Raw genomic sequence first — 17,761 nt, 5'->3', positions numbered from 1 at the left:
CTTCTGTATGTGTTTTAAGGTACTAACCTAAAGACGAAAGGGAGGCTGGCCCCTTGCTGGACGTAAATAATTTTGAGTACATGAAAATTGGTCTTGCTTCACCGGATAAAATCCGTTCCTGGTCATACGGTGAAGTCAAAAAACCGGAAACCATCAACTACAGGACATTAAAACCTGAAAAAGACGGGCTTTTCTGCGAACGTATTTTCGGCCCGACAAAAGACTGGGAATGCCATTGCGGCAAATACAAACGCGTCCGTTACAAAGGCGTTGTCTGCGACCGCTGCGGTGTGGAAGTGACAAGATCGAAAGTGCGCCGCGAAAGAATGGGCCATATCGAACTTGCTGCGCCTGTTTCACATATATGGTATTTCAAAGGGATTCCTAGCCGGATGGGGCTTGTGCTTGACATGTCCCCGCGCGCTTTGGAAGAAGTGATTTACTTCGCATCTTATGTTGTCACCGAAGCAGGGGATACTTCTTTGGAAAAGAAACAGCTCCTTTCCGAAAAAGAATACCGTGCTTACCGTGAAAAATACGGCAACAAATTCCAGGCCGGCATGGGTGCGGAAGCCATTAAAAAACTGCTGCAGGATGTAGATGTCAATAAAGAATGCGAAGCGCTAAAAGAAGAGCTGAAAGTTGCGCAAGGCCAGCGCCGCACACGTGCGATCAAGCGCCTTGAAGTGCTCGAAGCCTTCCGCAATTCAGGCAATAAACCGGAATGGATGGTTTTGGATGTCCTTCCTGTCATTCCGCCTGAACTGCGCCCGATGGTACAGCTGGAAGGCGGGCGCTTTGCCACATCTGACTTAAATGATTTGTACCGCCGCGTCATCAATCGGAACAACCGTTTGAAACGCCTGCTGGATCTTGGTGCGCCAAGCATTATTGTTCAAAACGAAAAACGCATGTTGCAGGAAGCAGTCGACGCTTTGATCGATAACGGCCGTCGTGGACGCCCGGTAACAGGCCCGGGGAACCGCCCGTTAAAATCGCTTTCCCATATGCTGAAAGGGAAACAGGGCCGTTTCCGCCAAAACTTGCTCGGAAAACGGGTTGACTATTCCGGCCGTTCGGTTATCGTTGTCGGCCCGAATTTGAAAATGTACCAATGCGGTCTGCCGCGTGAAATGGCGATTGAATTGTTCAAGCCTTTCGTTATGAAAGAACTCGTCGAAAAAGGCCTGGCCCATAATATTAAAAGCGCAAAACGGAAAATCGAACGTCTGCAGCCGGAAATCTGGGATGTGCTGGAAGAAGTCATTAAAGAACACCCGGTACTCCTGAACCGTGCCCCGACACTGCACAGGCTCGGGATTCAGGCATTTGAACCGAAGCTTGTTGAAGGGCGCGCAATCCGCCTGCATCCGCTCGTATGTACGGCTTATAACGCGGACTTTGACGGCGACCAAATGGCTGTACACGTCCCGCTGTCGGCAGAGGCACAGGCGGAAGCGCGTTTGCTAATGCTTGCCGCACAAAACATTTTGAACCCGAAAGACGGGAAACCGGTTGTTACGCCGTCCCAGGACATGGTCCTCGGCAACTACTACTTAACGCTTGAACGTGAAGGGGCTGTCGGCGAAGGCTCTGTCTTTAAAGATGTAAATGAAGTGTATATGGCCTACTATAACGGCTATGTGCATTTCCATACACGGATCGCCATTCATGCCGGTTCGCTCAACAATCCGACTTTCACGGAAGAGCAAAATAAAAAGCTTTTGATTACAACTGTCGGGAAAGTGATCTTCAATGAAATCTTGCCGAAGAGCTTCCCATACATTAATGAGCCGACTAAAACAAACTTGGAAGAAAGGACACCTGACAAATATTTTGTCGATCCGTCTATTGACGTAAAAGAACATATTAAACAGCAGCCTTTAATCCGGCCGTTTATAAAAGGATTCCTCGGAAGCATTATTGCCGAAGTGTTTAAACGGTTCAAGATTACGGAAACTTCCAAGATGCTGGACCGCTTAAAAGACCTTGGCTTCCAATATTCTACAAAAGCCGGTATTACTGTCGGCGTATCCGACATCGTCGTTTTGGGAGAAAAAGAGGAAATCCTCTCGGGAGCCCAGAAGAAAGTCGATACAGTTATGAAACAGTTCCGCCGTGGTTTAATTACCGAGGACGAACGTTATGACCGCGTCATTTCGATCTGGAGCGAGGCAAAAGATACGATCCAGGGCAAATTGATGGAATCCCTTGATAAACGGAACCCGATCTTCATGATGAGCGATTCGGGTGCGCGGGGAAACGCATCGAACTTTACACAGCTTGCCGGAATGCGCGGCTTGATGGCCAACCCGGCCGGACGGATAATTGAATTGCCGATCAAGTCCAGTTTCCGTGAAGGTTTGACCGTACAAGAATACTTCATCTCAACGCACGGTGCTCGTAAAGGCCTTGCCGATACGGCGCTTAAGACTGCGGACTCAGGTTATCTAACCCGTCGCCTTGTCGATGTGGCGCAGGATGTCATCGTCCGCGAAGACGACTGCGGAACCGACCGCGGGCTTTTGATCGGAGCGTTGAAAGAGGGCACGGAAATTATTGAATCCCTTGAAGAACGCTTAACAGGCCGTTATTCAAGAAAAACGATCAGACATCCTGAAACCGGGAAAATCATTGTCTGTGAAAACGAGTTTATCACGGAAGACATTGCGAAGGAAATTGTCGACGCCGGTTATGAAAAAGTCTGGATCCGCTCGGTATTCACCTGCAATACCCGCCATGGCGTATGTAAAAAATGCTACGGGCGCAATCTGGCAACCGGCCAGGAAGTCGAAGTCGGTGAAGCGGTTGGGATTATTGCGGCCCAATCGATCGGCGAACCGGGTACCCAGCTGACCATGCGTACATTCCATACCGGAGGCGTGGCCGGAGAAGATATTACCCAAGGTCTTCCACGTATCCAGGAATTGTTTGAAGCCCGGAATCCGAAAGGCCAGGCAGTCATTTCCGAAGTGGACGGGGTTGTCACTTCCATCAGCGAAGGACGGGACCGCCAATACGAGATTGTCATCCAGGGCCCTGTTGAAACCCGCACATATATCGCACCTTACACTTCCCGCCTAAAAGTGGCGGTGAATGATGAGGTCAAGAGGGGACAGGAACTGACGGAAGGTTCCATCGACCCGAAAGACCTGCTGCGTGTAACAGATGTGACGACCGTACAGGAATACTTGTTGCGGGAAGTCCAAAAAGTATACCGGATGCAAGGGGTTGAAATTGGCGACAAGCACATTGAAGTAATGGTCCGTCAAATGCTGAGAAAAGTAAGGGTGCTGGATGCCGGCGACACGGATGTCCTTCCGGGTACGCTGCTTGACATCCACCAGTTCGGCGAAGCAAACGAAAAAGCTTTGCTTGAAGGCAACCGCCCTGCAACAGGACGCCCGGTATTGCTCGGGATTACAAAAGCTTCCCTGGAAACCGATTCGTTCTTATCGGCGGCCTCCTTCCAGGAAACAACCCGGGTGTTAACGGATGCGGCCATCAAAGGCAAACGCGACGAATTGCTCGGGCTGAAAGAAAATGTCATTATCGGGAAACTCGTTCCTGCCGGTACAGGAATGACCCGCTACCGCAAAACAATTCCCGAAGTCATGAAGAAAGAAGAGGAAGTGCCGGCAGAAACGGAATAAAAAGAAAAGCGGAGGGCGACATTATTCGGCGTACGGATTTGATTTGGCCTCTGACTTAAAGGAAACACGGTGAGCCTATAGGTGAACCGATGTTGACTTATCGCAGGGAAGAGGCCGGAAATCCGCTAGCCCAATAACACCCGCAGCTGGACAATCGAAAAGCGGAGGTAAATCATAAGTTAGACATGGAGTGGCTGCGCCGGTTTTTCCGGCGTGCCATTCTTATGATGTTTTTTTACATGAATGTTGACTTTGGATTTTCAAAGTGATAATATATTCAAGGTGCTCCTATCAATACCTGTATACTTTGGAGGATACTGCAATGTCTTATGAAAAAGTAAATCAGGCAAAGAAAATTATTGTAGGAACAAAACAAACAGTAAAAGCTTTAAAGGCTGGAAATGTTGATGAGTTGCTTGTTGCTGAAGATGCTGATCCGAACGTAACGGGCAAAGTCATCGCCATTGCCGAAGAATTCAATGTGCCGGTTACCTATACCGAGTCAAAAAAACAGCTCGGGAAAGCATGCGGCATTGAAGTCGGAGCTGCAGCTGTTGCACTCATTTATTAAACATTTTTTGCGCATTGACGCAAAAGTTTGTTTTTACCATTAAATGAACCACCTGGATGTGTGGGCTTAAATTGTTCGAAGGGAGGAAAAACAGATGCCTACAATTAACCAATTGGTGCGCAAACCTCGTAAATCCAAAATCGAGAAATCAAAATCACCTGCGCTGAACAAAGGCTACAACAGCTTCAAAAAAATCAATACCGACCTTGCTTCACCACAAAAACGCGGAGTATGTACCCGTGTTGGTACAATGACCCCGAAAAAACCGAACTCGGCGCTTCGTAAATATGCCCGTGTCCGTTTAACAAACGGGATTGAAGTAACGGCGTACATTCCTGGCATCGGCCATAACCTGCAGGAACACAGCGTTGTGCTGATCCGCGGCGGCCGTGTAAAAGACCTGCCTGGTGTCCGTTACCACATTGTCCGCGGTGCGCTTGACACTGCCGGTGTTGACAGCCGCAAACAAGGCCGTTCCAAATATGGCACGAAAAAACCTAAAGAAAAGAAATAATAAATCTATAACAACCGCTGAAAGGAGGATCATTTCATGCCACGTAAAGGGCCTGTAGCAAAACGAGACGTATTACCGGATCCGATCTACAATTCCAAGCTGGTAACACGTTTAATCAACAAAATGATGATCGATGGCAAGAGGGGGAAAGCCCAAACCATCCTTTATTCCGCTTTTGATATTATTCGTGAGCGTACTGGCAAAGATCCAATGGAAGTTTTTGACCAAGCATTGAAAAATATCATGCCTGTTCTTGAAGTAAGAGCACGCCGTGTAGGTGGTGCGAACTATCAGGTGCCGGTTGAGGTGCGCCCGGAACGCCGGACAACTTTAGGGCTTCGCTGGCTGGTAAACTATGCCCGCCTCCGCGGAGAAAAAACGATGGAAGAACGCCTCGCGAACGAAATCATGGATGCAGCGAACAACACAGGCGCTGCAGTGAAAAAACGCGAAGATACGCATAAAATGGCCGAAGCAAACAAAGCGTTCGCTCACTATCGCTGGTAATATTCCAATACTCCTAAATTACACCTAAAGGAAGGAGAAAAACGAGATGCCAAGAGAGTTCTCCTTAGAAAAAACTCGTAACATCGGTATCATGGCCCACATCGATGCCGGTAAAACCACAACAACCGAGCGCATCCTTTATTACACCGGCCGCATTCATAAAATCGGCGAAACGCATGAAGGTGCGTCTCAAATGGACTGGATGGAGCAGGAACAGGAACGTGGGATTACGATTACGTCCGCTGCGACAACTGCGCAGTGGAAAAACCACCGCATCAACATCATCGACACTCCGGGACACGTGGACTTCACAGTTGAGGTTGAACGTTCGCTCCGTGTCCTTGACGGTGCGGTTGCCGTTCTTGATGCCCAGTCCGGCGTTGAGCCCCAAACAGAAACCGTTTGGCGCCAGGCAACAACTTACGGAGTTCCCCGTATTGTATTCGTCAATAAGATGGATAAAATCGGGGCCGACTTCTTATTTTCGGTAAGTTCCCTGCATGAACGCCTCCAGGCAAACGCGCATGCGGTCCAATTGCCTATCGGGGCCGAAGACAGCTTCGAAGGCATCATTGATTTGATTGAAATGAAAGCCACTTTCTACGGCGATGATCTCGGCACGAAAATCGAAGTCCGCGAAATTCCGGAAGAGTACAGGGAACAAGCGGAAGAATACCGTGAAAAATTAATTGAAGCAGTTGCTGAAATCAATGAAGACATTATGGAAAAATATCTTGGCGGCGAAGAAATTTCGAAAGAAGAATTGAAAGCCGCCATCCGGAAAGCAACTTGTGATGTTGAGTTTTTCCCGGTATTGTGCGGTTCCGCTTTTAAAAACAAAGGTGTCCAATTGATGTTGGATGCAGTTGTCGATTATCTTCCTTCCCCGGTTGATGTGCCGGCGATCAAAGGTACGTTGCCGGATTCCGGTGAAGAAGTCGTAAGGCATTCCAGCGATGACGAGCCATTCTCGGCTTTGGCATTCAAAGTCATGACCGACCCGTTCGTTGGTAAACTGACTTTCTTCCGTGTATACTCGGGTACGTTGAGCTCCGGTTCTTACGTCCAAAACTCGACAAAAGGAAAACGCGAACGTATCGGGCGTATTTTGCAGATGCACGCAAACCACCGGAAAGAAATCGACATGGTTTATGCCGGGGATATTGCAGCTGCTGTCGGCTTGAAAGACACAACAACCGGTGACACGCTTTGCGATGAAAACAATCTCGTTATCCTTGAATCGATGGAATTCCCTGAACCGGTTATCCAGCTGTCGGTAGAACCGAAATCGAAAGCAGACCAGGATAAAATGACAACCGCCCTGCAAAAACTTCAGGAAGAAGACCCGACATTCCGTGCGCATACGGATCCTGAAACCGGGCAAACGATCATCGAAGGTATGGGTGAGCTCCATCTTGATATCATCGTTGACCGAATGAAACGCGAATTCAAAGTAGAAGCCAATATCGGTGCTCCGCAAGTTGCATATCGTGAAACTTTCCGCAAATCCGCACAAGTCCAAGGTAAATTTGTACGCCAATCCGGCGGCCGCGGGCAATACGGTGACGTTTGGATCGAATTCTCGCCAAACGAAGAAGGAAAAGGCTTCGAATTTGAAAATGCAATCGTCGGCGGTGTTGTTCCGCGCGAATATATCCCGGCGATCCAATCCGGTTTGGAAGATGCGATGCAGCGCGGCGTTTTGGCCGGCTATCCTTTGGTTGACATTAAAGCAAAACTTTATGACGGTTCTTACCACGATGTCGACTCAAGTGAAATGGCATTTAAAGTTGCAGCATCCCTTGCGCTAAGAAATGCAGCGGAAAAATGTGACCCGGTACTGCTTGAACCAGTCATGAAAGTGGAAATTGTCATTCCGGAAGAATATCTCGGGGACATCATGGGACAAGTTACTGCCCGCCGCGGACGCGTGGAAGGAATGGAAGCACGCGGAAATGCGCAGGTTGTCCGGGCGATGGTGCCGTTATCCGAAATGTTCGGTTATGCAACGGCGCTCCGTTCAAGCACCCAGGGACGCGGAGTCTTCACGATGCACTTTGACCACTACGAAGAAGTGCCGAAGTCAATCGCTGAAGAAATCATCAAAAAAAATAAAGGTGAATAATTGATTTATTGCCTTTATTGAAGTATAACTACTACTAGATTGGTTAATCACGCTTTAAAGTTGTTGTCGCAGCTTTAAAGCAATATATATACTTTCTAATCCAAAATATTAAGGAGGATTTCCTGATGGCTAAACAAAAATTCGACCGTTCTAAAGAACACTGTAACATTGGTACAATCGGTCACGTTGACCATGGTAAAACGACTTTAACCGCTGCAATTACCGCTGTTCTTGCAAAACAAGGTAAAGCTGAAGCGAAAGCATATGACCAAATTGACGGTGCGCCTGAAGAACGCGAACGCGGGATCACAATTAATACTGCACACGTTGAATATGAAACTGAAAAACGCCACTATGCACACGTTGACTGCCCTGGACACGCTGACTATGTTAAAAACATGATCACAGGTGCAGCGCAAATGGACGGTGCAATCCTGGTTGTATCCGCAGCTGACGGCCCAATGCCTCAAACTCGCGAACACATTCTTCTTTCCCGCCAAGTGGGCGTTCCTTACATCGTTGTATTCCTGAACAAATGCGACATGGTGGACGACGAAGAATTGCTCGAACTTGTTGAAATGGAAGTCCGCGACCTTCTTTCTGAATACGACTTCCCTGGCGATGAAGTGCCGGTTATTAAAGGTTCTGCTTTGAAAGCTCTTGAAGGTGACCCTGAATACGAAGCAAAAATCCTTGAATTGATGGATGCTGTTGATGAATACATCCCAACTCCGCAACGTGACACTGATAAACCATTCATGATGCCTGTTGAAGACGTATTCTCCATCACAGGCCGCGGTACTGTTGCAACCGGCCGTGTAGAACGCGGACAATTGAAAGTCGGTGACGTTGTTGAAATCGTAGGTTTGAGCGACGAACCAAAACAAACAACTGTAACCGGCGTTGAAATGTTCCGTAAAATTCTTGACTATGCTGAAGCTGGCGACAACATCGGTGCACTTCTCCGCGGTATTGCACGTGAAGAAGTACAACGCGGTCAAGTTTTGGCAAAACCGGGATCCATTACCCCGCATACAAAATTTAAAGCACAAGTTTACGTTTTGACGAAAGAAGAAGGCGGACGCCACACTCCATTCTTCTCTAACTATCGTCCGCAATTCTACTTCCGTACAACGGACGTAACCGGCATTATCACTCTTCCGGAAGGCGTTGAAATGGTAATGCCTGGCGATAACGTTGAAATGAGCGTAGAATTGATTTCGCCAATTGCGATCGAAGAAGGAACAAAATTCTCTATCCGTGAAGGCGGCCGTACAGTAGGCGCAGGTTCCGTTTCTTCTATCGAAGCCTAATCGAATATTTGAATCAGAAGGCAGCCGGAGAAAAATCCGGCTGCTTTTTTTGATGCATTCTTTCATGGTTTTCGGGTGTTCGACACGATATTGGATATCCGCAGTAATTATTGCCAAAACTTAATGATGCTGCGGGGGCTATGTATAATAAAGAAAGCTTTGAAACCGGCGGAACATCAAGATTTATGTTGCATTCGCTTATGATTTTGTGTATAATGATTGATGTTGGTCTTTGACTGCGATGAAGTGGGAGGTTGCTGACACACCCGGCCACTTTGCCATGGCGCGTGTGCCAGGAAAATTTCCATGGAGAATGTCTATTAGCAAATAGGCGAAAAAGGAGGGAAAATAATGGCAAAACAAAAAATCCGCATTCGTTTAAAAGCATATGATCACAGAATCCTTGATCAGTCTGCAGAGAAAATTGTAGAAACAGCAAAAAGATCCGGTGCGAGCGTCTCCGGCCCGATTCCGCTGCCGACAGAGAAGTCCGTTTATACGATCTTGCGCGCTGTACACAAATACAAAGATTCTCGCGAACAATTCGAAATGCGTACACACAAACGTCTGATTGATATCGTAAATCCAACTCCGCAAACTGTTGATTCGCTGATGCGGTTGGATCTGCCATCCGGCGTAGACATTGAAATTAAACTTTAATGATAAATTTGATACACATAACAGGAGGTGTGACTGATGACCAAAGGAATCTTAGGAAGAAAAATTGGTATGACCCAAGTTTTTGCCGAGAACGGTGATCTTATTCCTGTGACTGTTGTTGAAGCAACGCCAAATATTGTGCTTCAAAAGAAAACAGTTGAAACAGACGGTTATGAAGCAATCCAGCTCGGATTTGACGACAAACCGGACCGTTTGGCAACCAAACCTGAAAAAGGCCATGCCGCAAAAGCCAATACGGCACCTAAGCGCTTCGTTCGTGAGTTTGACGGAGTAAATACTAGCGATTTTGAAGTTGGTCAAGAAGTCAAAGTTGATATTTTTGCAGAGGGTGACCTCGTAGACGTAACCGGAATTTCCAAAGGGAAAGGATTCCAGGGTGTTATTAAACGCCACGGGCAATCCCGCGGACCAATGGCACACGGTTCCCGTTACCACCGCCGTCCAGGTTCGATGGGCCCGATTGCGCCAAACCGTGTATTTAAGCAAAAAGCGCTCCCTGGACGCACCGGAGGAGAACAAGTAACGGTCCAAAACCTGCAAATCGTGAAAGTCGATACAGAACGCAATTTGCTTCTTATTAAAGGAAACGTTCCTGGTCCTAAAAAATCTTTGCTTAAAATCAAAGCAGCTGTGAAAGCAAAATAACTGTAAAGAAAGGAGGAAACAGGAATGCCAAAAGTAGCTTTATACAACCAAAACGGTTCACAAGTCGGTGAAGTGGAATTAAAAGACGCTGTATTTGGTATCGAGCCGAATGAACATGTTTTATTTGAAGCGATCATTATGCAGAGGGCTTCGTTGCGCCAAGGAACCCATAAAGTAAAGGGGCGTTCTGAAGTCAGCGGCGGCGGACGCAAACCGTGGCGCCAAAAAGGCACAGGCCGCGCACGCCAAGGGTCCATCCGTGCACCGCAATGGCGCGGGGGCGGTACTGTATTTGGGCCTGTTCCACGCAGCTACAGCTACAAACTTCCGAAAAAAGTACGCCGTCTTGCAATTAAATCCGCCTTATCTTCGAAAGTACAGGAAAACAATATTTTGGTTTTGGACGCATTAAACTTTGACGCGCCAAAAACGAAAGATTTTGTTGCCGTTTTGAAAAACTTGTCGGTAGATAAAAAGGCACTTGTCGTGACAGATGTTTTAAACGAAAATGTTGCATTATCCGCACGTAACATTCCTGGTGTGACCGTCGTTGATGCAGCAGGCGTAAATGTTTTGGATGTCGTCAGCCATGATAAATTAATCATGACGAAATCCGCTGTTGAAAAAGTAGAGGAGGTGCTTGGTTAATGGATGCACGTGATGTTCTGAAGCGCCCCATCATTACTGAACGTTCAATGGAATTGACGGCTGAAAAGAAATATACTTTCGACGTTGACGTGAAAGCGAACAAAACGCAAATCAAAAAAGCTGTCGAAGAAATTTTCGGCGTAAAGGTTGCGAAAGTAAACGTAGCAAACTACAAAGGCAAATTTAAACGCATGGGCCGTTTTGTTGGCTATACAAACAAGCGCCGTAAAGCGATCGTTACTTTAACGCCAGACAGCAAAGAAATTGAAATTTTTGAGGTTTAATTTTTATTGATCAGACTGAAGAGGAGGGAAAAACATGGCGATCAAAAAATACAAACCGACCTCTAACGGGCGTCGCGGCATGACTGCTTTGGATTTTGAGGAAATTACGACGGATACACCCGAAAAATCCTTGCTGGCTCCGCTCCACAAAAAAGCAGGCCGCAACAACCAAGGGAAGTTAACTGTTCGTCATCATGGCGGCGGTCATAAGCGCCAATACCGGATTATCGACTTCAAACGCGATAAAGATGGTATACCAGGACGCGTTGCCACAATCGAATATGACCCGAACCGTTCATCCAATATTGCATTGATTCATTATTTAGATGGTGAAAAACGATATATTATCGCACCGAAAAATTTAACTGTCGGTATGGAAGTCATGTCCGGCCCTGATGCCGATATTAAAGTAGGGAACGCACTTCCGCTTTCCGAAATTCCAGTTGGTACCGTGATCCACAACATCGAGCTGAAACCTGGTAAAGGCGGCCAATTGATCCGTTCCGCAGGCACATCTGCCCAAGTGCTCGGTAAAGAAGGCAAATATGTGCTTGTCCGTTTAAATTCAGGTGAAGTGCGCATGATTCTGGCTACTTGCCGCGCAACGATCGGCCAAGTGGGCAATGAGCAGCACGAGCTTGTAAACATTGGTAAAGCAGGCCGCAAACGCTGGATGGGTGTCCGCCCAACTGTCCGCGGATCTGTTATGAACCCGAACGATCACCCGCACGGCGGTGGTGAAGGACGTGCTCCGATCGGGCGCAAATCCCCAATGTCACCATGGGGCAAACCAACGCTTGGTTACAAGACACGCAAGAAGAATAACAAATCCGATAAATTTATTGTACGTCGTCGTAAAAAATAATGCGGTTGGACTACGGTTCGCTGGCTGAACCGTAGCGCAATCTTGAAAGGAGGATCGGCCATGGGTCGCAGTTTAAAAAAAGGGCCTTTTGTTGATGACCATTTGATGTCAAAAATCGAAAAGCTGAACGAATCCAACAAAAAACAAGTCATTAAAACGTGGTCGCGCCGTTCGACAATTTTCCCTGCATTCGTCGGCCATACAATTGCCGTTTATGACGGGCGCAAACATGTTCCTGTTTACATTACGGAAGACATGGTAGGCCACAAGCTCGGTGAATTCGCACCGACACGCACATTCAGGGGTCACGCAGGTGACGATAAGAAAACAAGACGCTAACGAGAGGAGGGCATTCCAATGGAAGCAAAAGCTGTCGCGAAAACAGTCCGTATTGCTCCTCGTAAAGCACGCCTGGTTATTGATTTAATTCGAGGAAAGCAAGTGGGAGAAGCACTTTCGATTCTTAAATTTACACCAAAAGCTGCTTCGCCGGTTATTGAAAAAGTTCTCAACTCTGCAATTGCGAACGCAGAACACAACTACGATATGGACGTGAATGAACTTGTTGTGGCGAAGGCTTATGTTGATGAAGGGCCTACGCTCAAACGTTTCCGCCCGCGCGCACAAGGGCGTGCAAGCCAAATCAACAAACGTACGAGCCATATTACGATCGTAGTATCAGATCAGAAGGAGGGATAATGAGTGGGTCAAAAAGTAAATCCTATCGGTTTGCGAATCGGAGTGATTCGTGACTGGGAATCTAAATGGTATGCAGAAAAAGATTACGCCGATCTGTTGCACGAAGACATCAAAATTCGTGAGTACATTGCAAAACGCCTCGCTGATGCTTCTGTTTCCGGTGTGGAAATTGAACGTGCCGCAAACCGTGTAAACATTACAATCCGTACGGCAAAACCTGGGATGGTCATTGGTAAAGGCGGTTCAGAAGTAGAAGCATTGCGTAAAGCACTGAATGCTCTGACCGGAAAAAGGGTCCACATTAATATTGTTGAAATCAAAAAAGCAGACATCGATGCAAAATTGGTTGCGGAAAACATTGCCCGCCAGCTGGAAAACCGTGTTTCTTTCCGTCGCGCGCAAAAACAGGCAATCCAACGTGCCATGCGTGCTGGTGCGAAAGGCATCAGGACACAGGTTTCGGGACGTTTGGGAGGCGCGGATATCGCCCGTGCAGAACACTACAGCGAAGGTACTGTTCCGCTTCATACGCTTCGTGCGGATATCGACTATGCGCATGCTGAAGCCGACACAACATATGGAAAACTTGGCGTGAAAGTATGGATTTACCGTGGAGAAGTCCTTCCTGCCAAGAAAAAAACTGAGGAAGGGGGAAACTGATCATGTTAATGCCTAAACGTGTGAAATACCGCCGTGAACACCGCGGGAAAATGCGCGGCCGTGCAAAAGGCGGCACTGAAGTGGCTTTTGGCGAATACGGTTTGCAGGCATTGGAAGCTTCCTGGATTACAAACCGCCAAATCGAAGCTGCCCGTATTGCTATGACACGTTATATGAAACGTGGCGGTAAAGTATGGATTAAAATCTTCCCTCACAAACCATATACAGCTAAACCGCTTGAAGTCCGGATGGGTTCCGGTAAAGGTGCGCCTGAAGGTTGGGTAGCCGTAGTTAAACCTGGTAAGATTTTGTTTGAAATTGCCGGGGTTCCCGAAGAAGTTGCACGCGAAGCTTTGCGCCTTGCCTCACACAAGCTTCCGATCAAATGCAAGTTCGTAAAACGTGAAGAAATTGGTGGTGAATCTAATGAAAGCTAAGGAAATTCGTGACTTGACCACTGCCGAAATTGAACAAAAAATTAAATCGCTGAAGGAAGAATTGTTCAACCTTCGCTTCCAGCTTGCGACCGGACAATTGGAAAACACCGCCCGCATCCGTGAAGTTCGCAAATCGATTGCCCGTATGAAAACTGTCATTCGTGAAAGAGAAATTGGAATTAACAACCGATAATGGGAGGAGGTTCGCGATACATGAGTGAACGCAACCAACGCAAAGTTTATACCGGCCGTGTGGTATCCGATAAAATGGATAAAACCATCACTGTCCTTGTAGAAACTTACAAAAAGCATTCTCTGTACGGCAAACGCGTAAAATACTCGAAAAAATTCAAGGCGCATGATGAAAATAACGAAGCAAAAGTCGGCGATATCGTAAGAATCATGGAAACACGCCCGTTATCTGCTACAAAACGTTTCCGCCTTGTCGAAATCGTTGAAAAAGCAGTCATTATTTAATCTATATCAGTTCGGATTACGGTGATTCCGAAGGGAGGTAAACGAGTATGATCCAACAAGAAACCCGTTTGAAGGTGGCTGACAATTCAGGTGCACGTGAAGTTTTAACGATTAAAGTGTTAGGCGGTTCCGGACGGAAAACCGCAAATATCGGCGATGTTATTGTTGCTACGGTAAAACAAGCAACACCAGGGGGCGTTGTTAAAAAAGGTGACGTGGTGAAAGCTGTTGTCGTACGCACAAAGAGCGGAGTGCGCCGCAGCGACGGTTCCTACATCCGCTTTGATGAAAATGCATGCGTCATTATTCGTGACGACAAGAGCCCTCGCGGTACGCGTATTTTCGGGCCTGTTGCACGCGAATTGCGCAACAACAATTTCATGAAAATCGTATCGTTAGCTCCGGAAGTGCTTTAATCTATCAGTTTGATGACAATCAAGGAGGTGCGATTGTAATGCATGTCAAAAAAGGCGACAAGGTGATGGTGATCTCCGGCAAAGATAAAGGGAAAACCGGCACCATCCTGGCAGTATTCCCGAAAAAAGACCGTGTCATTGTGGAAGGCGTGAATATCGTGAAAAAACACTCGAAACCTTCCCAGGCTAATCCGCAAGGCGGGATTATCGATATGGAAGCGCCAATCCACGTATCCAATGTCATGTTGCTTGACCCGAAAACAAATGAGCCGACTCGTATCGGTTACGAAGTAAGAGATGGCAAAAAAGTACGTGTAGCAAAAAAATCCGGCGAAGTTTTAGATAAATAGTTTGAACATGAAGGGAGGTACACGACATGAACCGCCTAAAAGAAAAATACGAAAAAGAAGTTATTCCTGCTTTAACAAAGAAATTTAACTATACATCCGTCATGCAAGTGCCTAAAGTTGAAAAAATCGTGATCAACATGGGTGTTGGTGACGCAGTCCAAAACGCAAAAATGTTAGACAATGCTGTTGAAGAATTGACTTTAATTTCCGGCCAAAAACCGGTTGTAACAAGAGCGAAACGTTCGATCGCAGGTTTCCGCCTTCGCGAAGGGATGCCGATCGGCGCAAAAGTAACCCTCCGCGGTGAGCGCATGTATGAATTTCTGGATAAATTAATTTCTGTTTCCCTTCCACGTGTGCGTGACTTCCACGGCGTTTCCAAAAAATCTTTTGACGGCCGCGGCAACTACACACTTGGTATTAAGGAACAACTGATCTTCCCTGAAATCGATTATGATAAAGTCAATAAAGTGCGCGGCATGGACATCGTCATTGTCACAACTGCAAACACGGACGAAGAATCACGTGAACTGTTAACTTTACTCGGAATGCCATTCCAAAAATAATAGCTCTTGCTAAAGGGAGGCGAAAACGTGGCTAAAAAATCAATGATTGCGAAACAAAAACGCGAACCGAAGTATAAAGTGCAAGCTTATACACGGTGCGAACGTTGCGGCCGACCACATTCCGTCATTCGCAAGTTTAAACTTTGCCGTATTTGTTTCCGCGAACTTGCATATAAAGGTCAAATTCCTGGCGTGAAAAAAGCCAGCTGGTAAAACCCGAATTTGGGAAGGAGGTAAACATAATGGTCATGACTGATCCAATTGCAGATTTGCTTACCCGCATCCGCAATGCAAACACAGTGCGTCATGAAAAATTGGAAGTACCGGCTTCCAAGATCAAAAGAGAAATCGCTGAAATTTTAAAACGCGAAGGCTTTATTCGTGATGTTGAATATATCGAAGACAATAAACAAGGGATCATCCGGATCTTCCTGAAATACGGCGCAAACAACGAACGCGTTATTACAGGGATCAAGCGCATCAGCAAACCAGGCTTGCGCGTTTATGCGAAAGCTGACGAAATTCCAAAAGTGCTGAACGGCCTCGGCATTGCGATTGTTTCTACATCGCAAGGCGTTTTAACTGACAAAGAAGCCCGCAAAAACAATGTCGGCGGGGAAATTTTGGCATACGTATGGTAATCATTTGACGTTGAACGGAGGTGTAAAACATGTCACGTATCGGAAAAAAACCGGTTGAAATCCCATCCGGAGTTACGGTTAACATTAACGGAAATACTGTTACGGTAAAAGGGCCAAAAGGCGAATTGACCCGCAGCTTCAGCCCGGATATTGCCATTTCTGTTGAAGGAAATGTCATCAACGTAACGCGCCCTTCCGACAGCAAAAACCACCGCGCACTGCACGGGACAACCCGCGCTTTGCTTGCGAACATGGTGGAAGGTGTATCGAAAGGCTTTGAAAAATCATTGGAATTGGTCGGGGTCGGGTACCGTGCCCAAAAACAAGGCAAGAAACTTGTCCTGAACGTCGGGTTCTCCCATCCTGTAGAGTTTGAACCGGAAGAAGGCTTGGAAATTGAAGTTCCTTCCAATACGAAAATTGTCGTAAAAGGCGCAAGCAAAGAACGCGTCGGCGCATTTGCCGCGAATATCCGCGACGTTCGCCCGCCTGAGCCATACAAAGGCAAAGGTATTCGCTATGAAGGCGAATATGTACGCCGAAAAGAAGGAAAAACCGGTAAGTAATGCTGCTTAGGATGAGAAAGGAGTGAATTCAATGATCACAAAGCCGGATAAAAATCAAGTACGTAAAAAAAGACATGCACGCGTCCGCGCGAAATTAAGCGGAACTGCTAAGCGTCCGCGCTTGAATGTTTATCGTTCGAATAAAAACATTTATACCCAATTGATTGATGATGTCAACGGCGTAACATTGGCCAGCGCTTCTACGCTCGACAAAGAGCTGAACCTTGAATCGACCGGCAATATTGAAGCTGCCCGGAAAGTTGGGGAATTGATTGCCAAACGCGCGCTTGAAAAAGGTTTGAAAGAAGTTGTTTTTGACCGCGGCGGATATTTGTACCACGGCCGAATTAAAGCCCTTGCCGATGCAGCCCGTGAAAACGGACTCCAATTTTAATCATAAAGGAGGGAAAACATTACATGCTACGTATTGACCCAAACAAACTTGAATTAGAAGAACGCGTTGTTACGGTTAACCGCGTTGCCAAAGTCGTGAAAGGGGGGCGCCGTTTCCGTTTCTCCGCACTTGTTGTTGTAGGTGACAGAAATGGCCATGTCGGCTTTGGAACAGGTAAAGCACAAGAAGTACCGGATGCGATCCGCAAAGCAGTTGAAGATGCGAAGAAAAACCTTGTTGAAGTACCGGTTGTGGGTACAACGATCCCTCACGAAGTCATCGGCCACTTTGGTGCAGGGAAAATTTTGCTGAAACCTGGTTCGCCTGGTACCGGTGTTATCGCTGGCGGCCCTGTGCGTGCCATTTTGGAACTGGCCGGGATTGCGGATATTACATCCAAATCCTTAGGTTCCAACACGCCGATTAATATGATTCGTGCGACGATGGCCGGCATTAAACAACTGAAACGTGCGGATGAAGTTGCAAAACTGCGCAATAAATCTGTTGAAGAACTATTAGGTTAAGGAGGGAACGCTAAATGGCAAAATTAAAAATTACCCTCACCCGCAGTGTGATTGGCCGCCCGCAGGACCAGCGCGATACGGTAAAAGCGCTCGGTTTGCGTAAAGTCAACCAAACTGTTGAACACGAAGACAATCCCGCTATCCGCGGTATGATCAATAAAGTATCCCATCTTGTTTCTGTTGTGGAACAATAATCACTGATCTAAAAATAAGAGGAGGTGCAAC

General features: G+C 46.9%; 26 protein-coding genes. All 26 read left to right on the top strand.

Features of this window, described 5'->3' with window-relative positions; all coding sequences use genetic code 11:
• The first annotated feature begins 53 nt into the window (after positions 1–53).
• The 26 genes from rpoC (at position 54) to rpmD (ending at position 17,730) form a co-directional block, all read left to right on the top strand.
• Positions 54–3,653 carry a DNA-directed RNA polymerase subunit beta' gene (rpoC, locus tag BpJC4_RS08655; protein WP_151697783.1) on the top strand — a complete coding sequence of 1,200 codons (3,600 nt, stop codon included), beginning with the start codon at positions 54–56 and terminating at the stop codon, positions 3,651–3,653.
• A gap of 322 nt (positions 3,654–3,975) precedes the next feature.
• On the top strand, positions 3,976–4,224 hold the full coding sequence (locus BpJC4_RS08650; protein WP_151680364.1) for a 50S ribosomal protein L7ae-like protein: 249 nt from the start codon (positions 3,976–3,978) through the stop codon (positions 4,222–4,224).
• 94 nt (positions 4,225–4,318) lie between these two features.
• Positions 4,319–4,738, top strand: a complete 420-nt coding sequence (gene rpsL, locus BpJC4_RS08645) for a 30S ribosomal protein S12 (RefSeq protein ID WP_151680365.1) — start codon at positions 4,319–4,321, stop codon at positions 4,736–4,738.
• A gap of 36 nt (positions 4,739–4,774) precedes the next feature.
• A complete protein-coding gene (rpsG, locus tag BpJC4_RS08640) occupies positions 4,775–5,245 on the top strand; it encodes a 30S ribosomal protein S7 (protein ID WP_151680366.1) in 471 nt (156 codons plus the stop codon).
• Positions 5,246–5,291: 46 nt separating this feature from the next.
• Positions 5,292–7,370: an elongation factor G gene (gene fusA / locus BpJC4_RS08635; RefSeq protein ID WP_151680367.1), complete on the top strand. Its 2,079-nt coding sequence runs from the start codon at positions 5,292–5,294 to the stop codon at positions 7,368–7,370.
• A gap of 125 nt (positions 7,371–7,495) precedes the next feature.
• Positions 7,496–8,683, top strand: coding sequence for an elongation factor Tu (gene tuf / locus BpJC4_RS08630; protein ID WP_151680368.1), 1,188 nt, complete (start codon positions 7,496–7,498; stop codon positions 8,681–8,683).
• A 351-nt stretch (positions 8,684–9,034) separates the two neighbouring features.
• On the top strand, positions 9,035–9,343 hold the full coding sequence (gene rpsJ / locus BpJC4_RS08625; RefSeq protein WP_025729837.1) for a 30S ribosomal protein S10: 309 nt from the start codon (positions 9,035–9,037) through the stop codon (positions 9,341–9,343).
• Between the two features lie 36 nt (positions 9,344–9,379).
• Positions 9,380–10,009 carry a 50S ribosomal protein L3 gene (rplC, locus tag BpJC4_RS08620; protein WP_151680369.1) on the top strand — a complete coding sequence of 210 codons (630 nt, stop codon included), beginning with the start codon at positions 9,380–9,382 and terminating at the stop codon, positions 10,007–10,009.
• Positions 10,010–10,033: 24 nt separating this feature from the next.
• A complete protein-coding gene (gene rplD / locus BpJC4_RS08615; protein WP_151680370.1) occupies positions 10,034–10,657 on the top strand; it encodes a 50S ribosomal protein L4 in 624 nt (207 codons plus the stop codon).
• Positions 10,657–10,941: a 50S ribosomal protein L23 gene (gene rplW, locus BpJC4_RS08610; RefSeq protein WP_151680371.1), complete on the top strand. Its 285-nt coding sequence runs from the start codon at positions 10,657–10,659 to the stop codon at positions 10,939–10,941. The genes rplD and rplW overlap by 1 nt, the downstream gene beginning before the upstream one ends.
• A 34-nt stretch (positions 10,942–10,975) precedes the next feature.
• Entirely contained in the window at positions 10,976–11,806 is an 831-nt protein-coding gene (gene rplB / locus BpJC4_RS08605; RefSeq protein ID WP_151680372.1) for a 50S ribosomal protein L2, read from the top strand.
• Positions 11,807–11,866: 60 nt separating this feature from the next.
• Positions 11,867–12,145 carry a 30S ribosomal protein S19 gene (gene rpsS / locus BpJC4_RS08600; RefSeq protein ID WP_151680373.1) on the top strand — a complete coding sequence of 93 codons (279 nt, stop codon included), beginning with the start codon at positions 11,867–11,869 and terminating at the stop codon, positions 12,143–12,145.
• An 18-nt stretch (positions 12,146–12,163) separates the two neighbouring features.
• Entirely contained in the window at positions 12,164–12,505 is a 342-nt protein-coding gene (rplV, locus tag BpJC4_RS08595; protein ID WP_151680374.1) for a 50S ribosomal protein L22, read from the top strand.
• A 3-nt stretch (positions 12,506–12,508) separates the two neighbouring features.
• Positions 12,509–13,165 carry a 30S ribosomal protein S3 gene (gene rpsC / locus BpJC4_RS08590; RefSeq protein WP_151680375.1) on the top strand — a complete coding sequence of 219 codons (657 nt, stop codon included), beginning with the start codon at positions 12,509–12,511 and terminating at the stop codon, positions 13,163–13,165.
• 2 nt (positions 13,166–13,167) lie between these two features.
• On the top strand, positions 13,168–13,602 hold the full coding sequence (rplP, locus tag BpJC4_RS08585; protein WP_013858086.1) for a 50S ribosomal protein L16: 435 nt from the start codon (positions 13,168–13,170) through the stop codon (positions 13,600–13,602).
• Complete coding sequence (rpmC, locus tag BpJC4_RS08580) at positions 13,592–13,795, top strand: 50S ribosomal protein L29 (RefSeq protein ID WP_151680376.1); 204 nt, start codon at positions 13,592–13,594, stop codon at positions 13,793–13,795. Before rplP ends, rpmC begins: the two co-directional genes overlap by 11 nt.
• Before the next feature lie 20 nt (positions 13,796–13,815).
• Entirely contained in the window at positions 13,816–14,079 is a 264-nt protein-coding gene (gene rpsQ / locus BpJC4_RS08575) for a 30S ribosomal protein S17 (RefSeq protein ID WP_151680377.1), read from the top strand.
• A gap of 47 nt (positions 14,080–14,126) precedes the next feature.
• Positions 14,127–14,495 carry a 50S ribosomal protein L14 gene (rplN, locus tag BpJC4_RS08570; RefSeq protein WP_013858089.1) on the top strand — a complete coding sequence of 123 codons (369 nt, stop codon included), beginning with the start codon at positions 14,127–14,129 and terminating at the stop codon, positions 14,493–14,495.
• 38 nt (positions 14,496–14,533) lie between these two features.
• Positions 14,534–14,845 carry a 50S ribosomal protein L24 gene (rplX, locus tag BpJC4_RS08565; protein ID WP_151680378.1) on the top strand — a complete coding sequence of 104 codons (312 nt, stop codon included), beginning with the start codon at positions 14,534–14,536 and terminating at the stop codon, positions 14,843–14,845.
• A 26-nt stretch (positions 14,846–14,871) separates the two neighbouring features.
• Positions 14,872–15,411, top strand: coding sequence for a 50S ribosomal protein L5 (gene rplE, locus BpJC4_RS08560; protein WP_151680379.1), 540 nt, complete (start codon positions 14,872–14,874; stop codon positions 15,409–15,411).
• A 27-nt stretch (positions 15,412–15,438) separates the two neighbouring features.
• Complete coding sequence (locus tag BpJC4_RS08555) at positions 15,439–15,624, top strand: type Z 30S ribosomal protein S14 (protein ID WP_014096494.1); 186 nt, start codon at positions 15,439–15,441, stop codon at positions 15,622–15,624.
• A gap of 29 nt (positions 15,625–15,653) precedes the next feature.
• Positions 15,654–16,052 carry a 30S ribosomal protein S8 gene (gene rpsH / locus BpJC4_RS08550; RefSeq protein WP_151680380.1) on the top strand — a complete coding sequence of 133 codons (399 nt, stop codon included), beginning with the start codon at positions 15,654–15,656 and terminating at the stop codon, positions 16,050–16,052.
• A 29-nt stretch (positions 16,053–16,081) separates the two neighbouring features.
• Positions 16,082–16,618: a 50S ribosomal protein L6 gene (rplF, locus tag BpJC4_RS08545; protein WP_151680381.1), complete on the top strand. Its 537-nt coding sequence runs from the start codon at positions 16,082–16,084 to the stop codon at positions 16,616–16,618.
• Between the two features lie 31 nt (positions 16,619–16,649).
• Entirely contained in the window at positions 16,650–17,012 is a 363-nt protein-coding gene (gene rplR / locus BpJC4_RS08540) for a 50S ribosomal protein L18 (RefSeq protein ID WP_151697782.1), read from the top strand.
• A 23-nt stretch (positions 17,013–17,035) separates the two neighbouring features.
• Complete coding sequence (gene rpsE / locus BpJC4_RS08535; RefSeq protein WP_151680383.1) at positions 17,036–17,536, top strand: 30S ribosomal protein S5; 501 nt, start codon at positions 17,036–17,038, stop codon at positions 17,534–17,536.
• A gap of 14 nt (positions 17,537–17,550) precedes the next feature.
• Positions 17,551–17,730 carry a 50S ribosomal protein L30 gene (rpmD, locus tag BpJC4_RS08530; RefSeq protein WP_151680384.1) on the top strand — a complete coding sequence of 60 codons (180 nt, stop codon included), beginning with the start codon at positions 17,551–17,553 and terminating at the stop codon, positions 17,728–17,730.
• The last annotated feature ends 31 nt before the right edge of the window (positions 17,731–17,761 follow it).

This window comes from Weizmannia acidilactici, from assembly GCF_008974185.1.
In the GTDB taxonomy this organism is placed as follows: Bacteria; Bacillota; Bacilli; order Bacillales; family Bacillaceae_C; genus Weizmannia; species Weizmannia acidilactici.
This window is presented reverse-complemented; position numbering and strand designations above follow the sequence as displayed.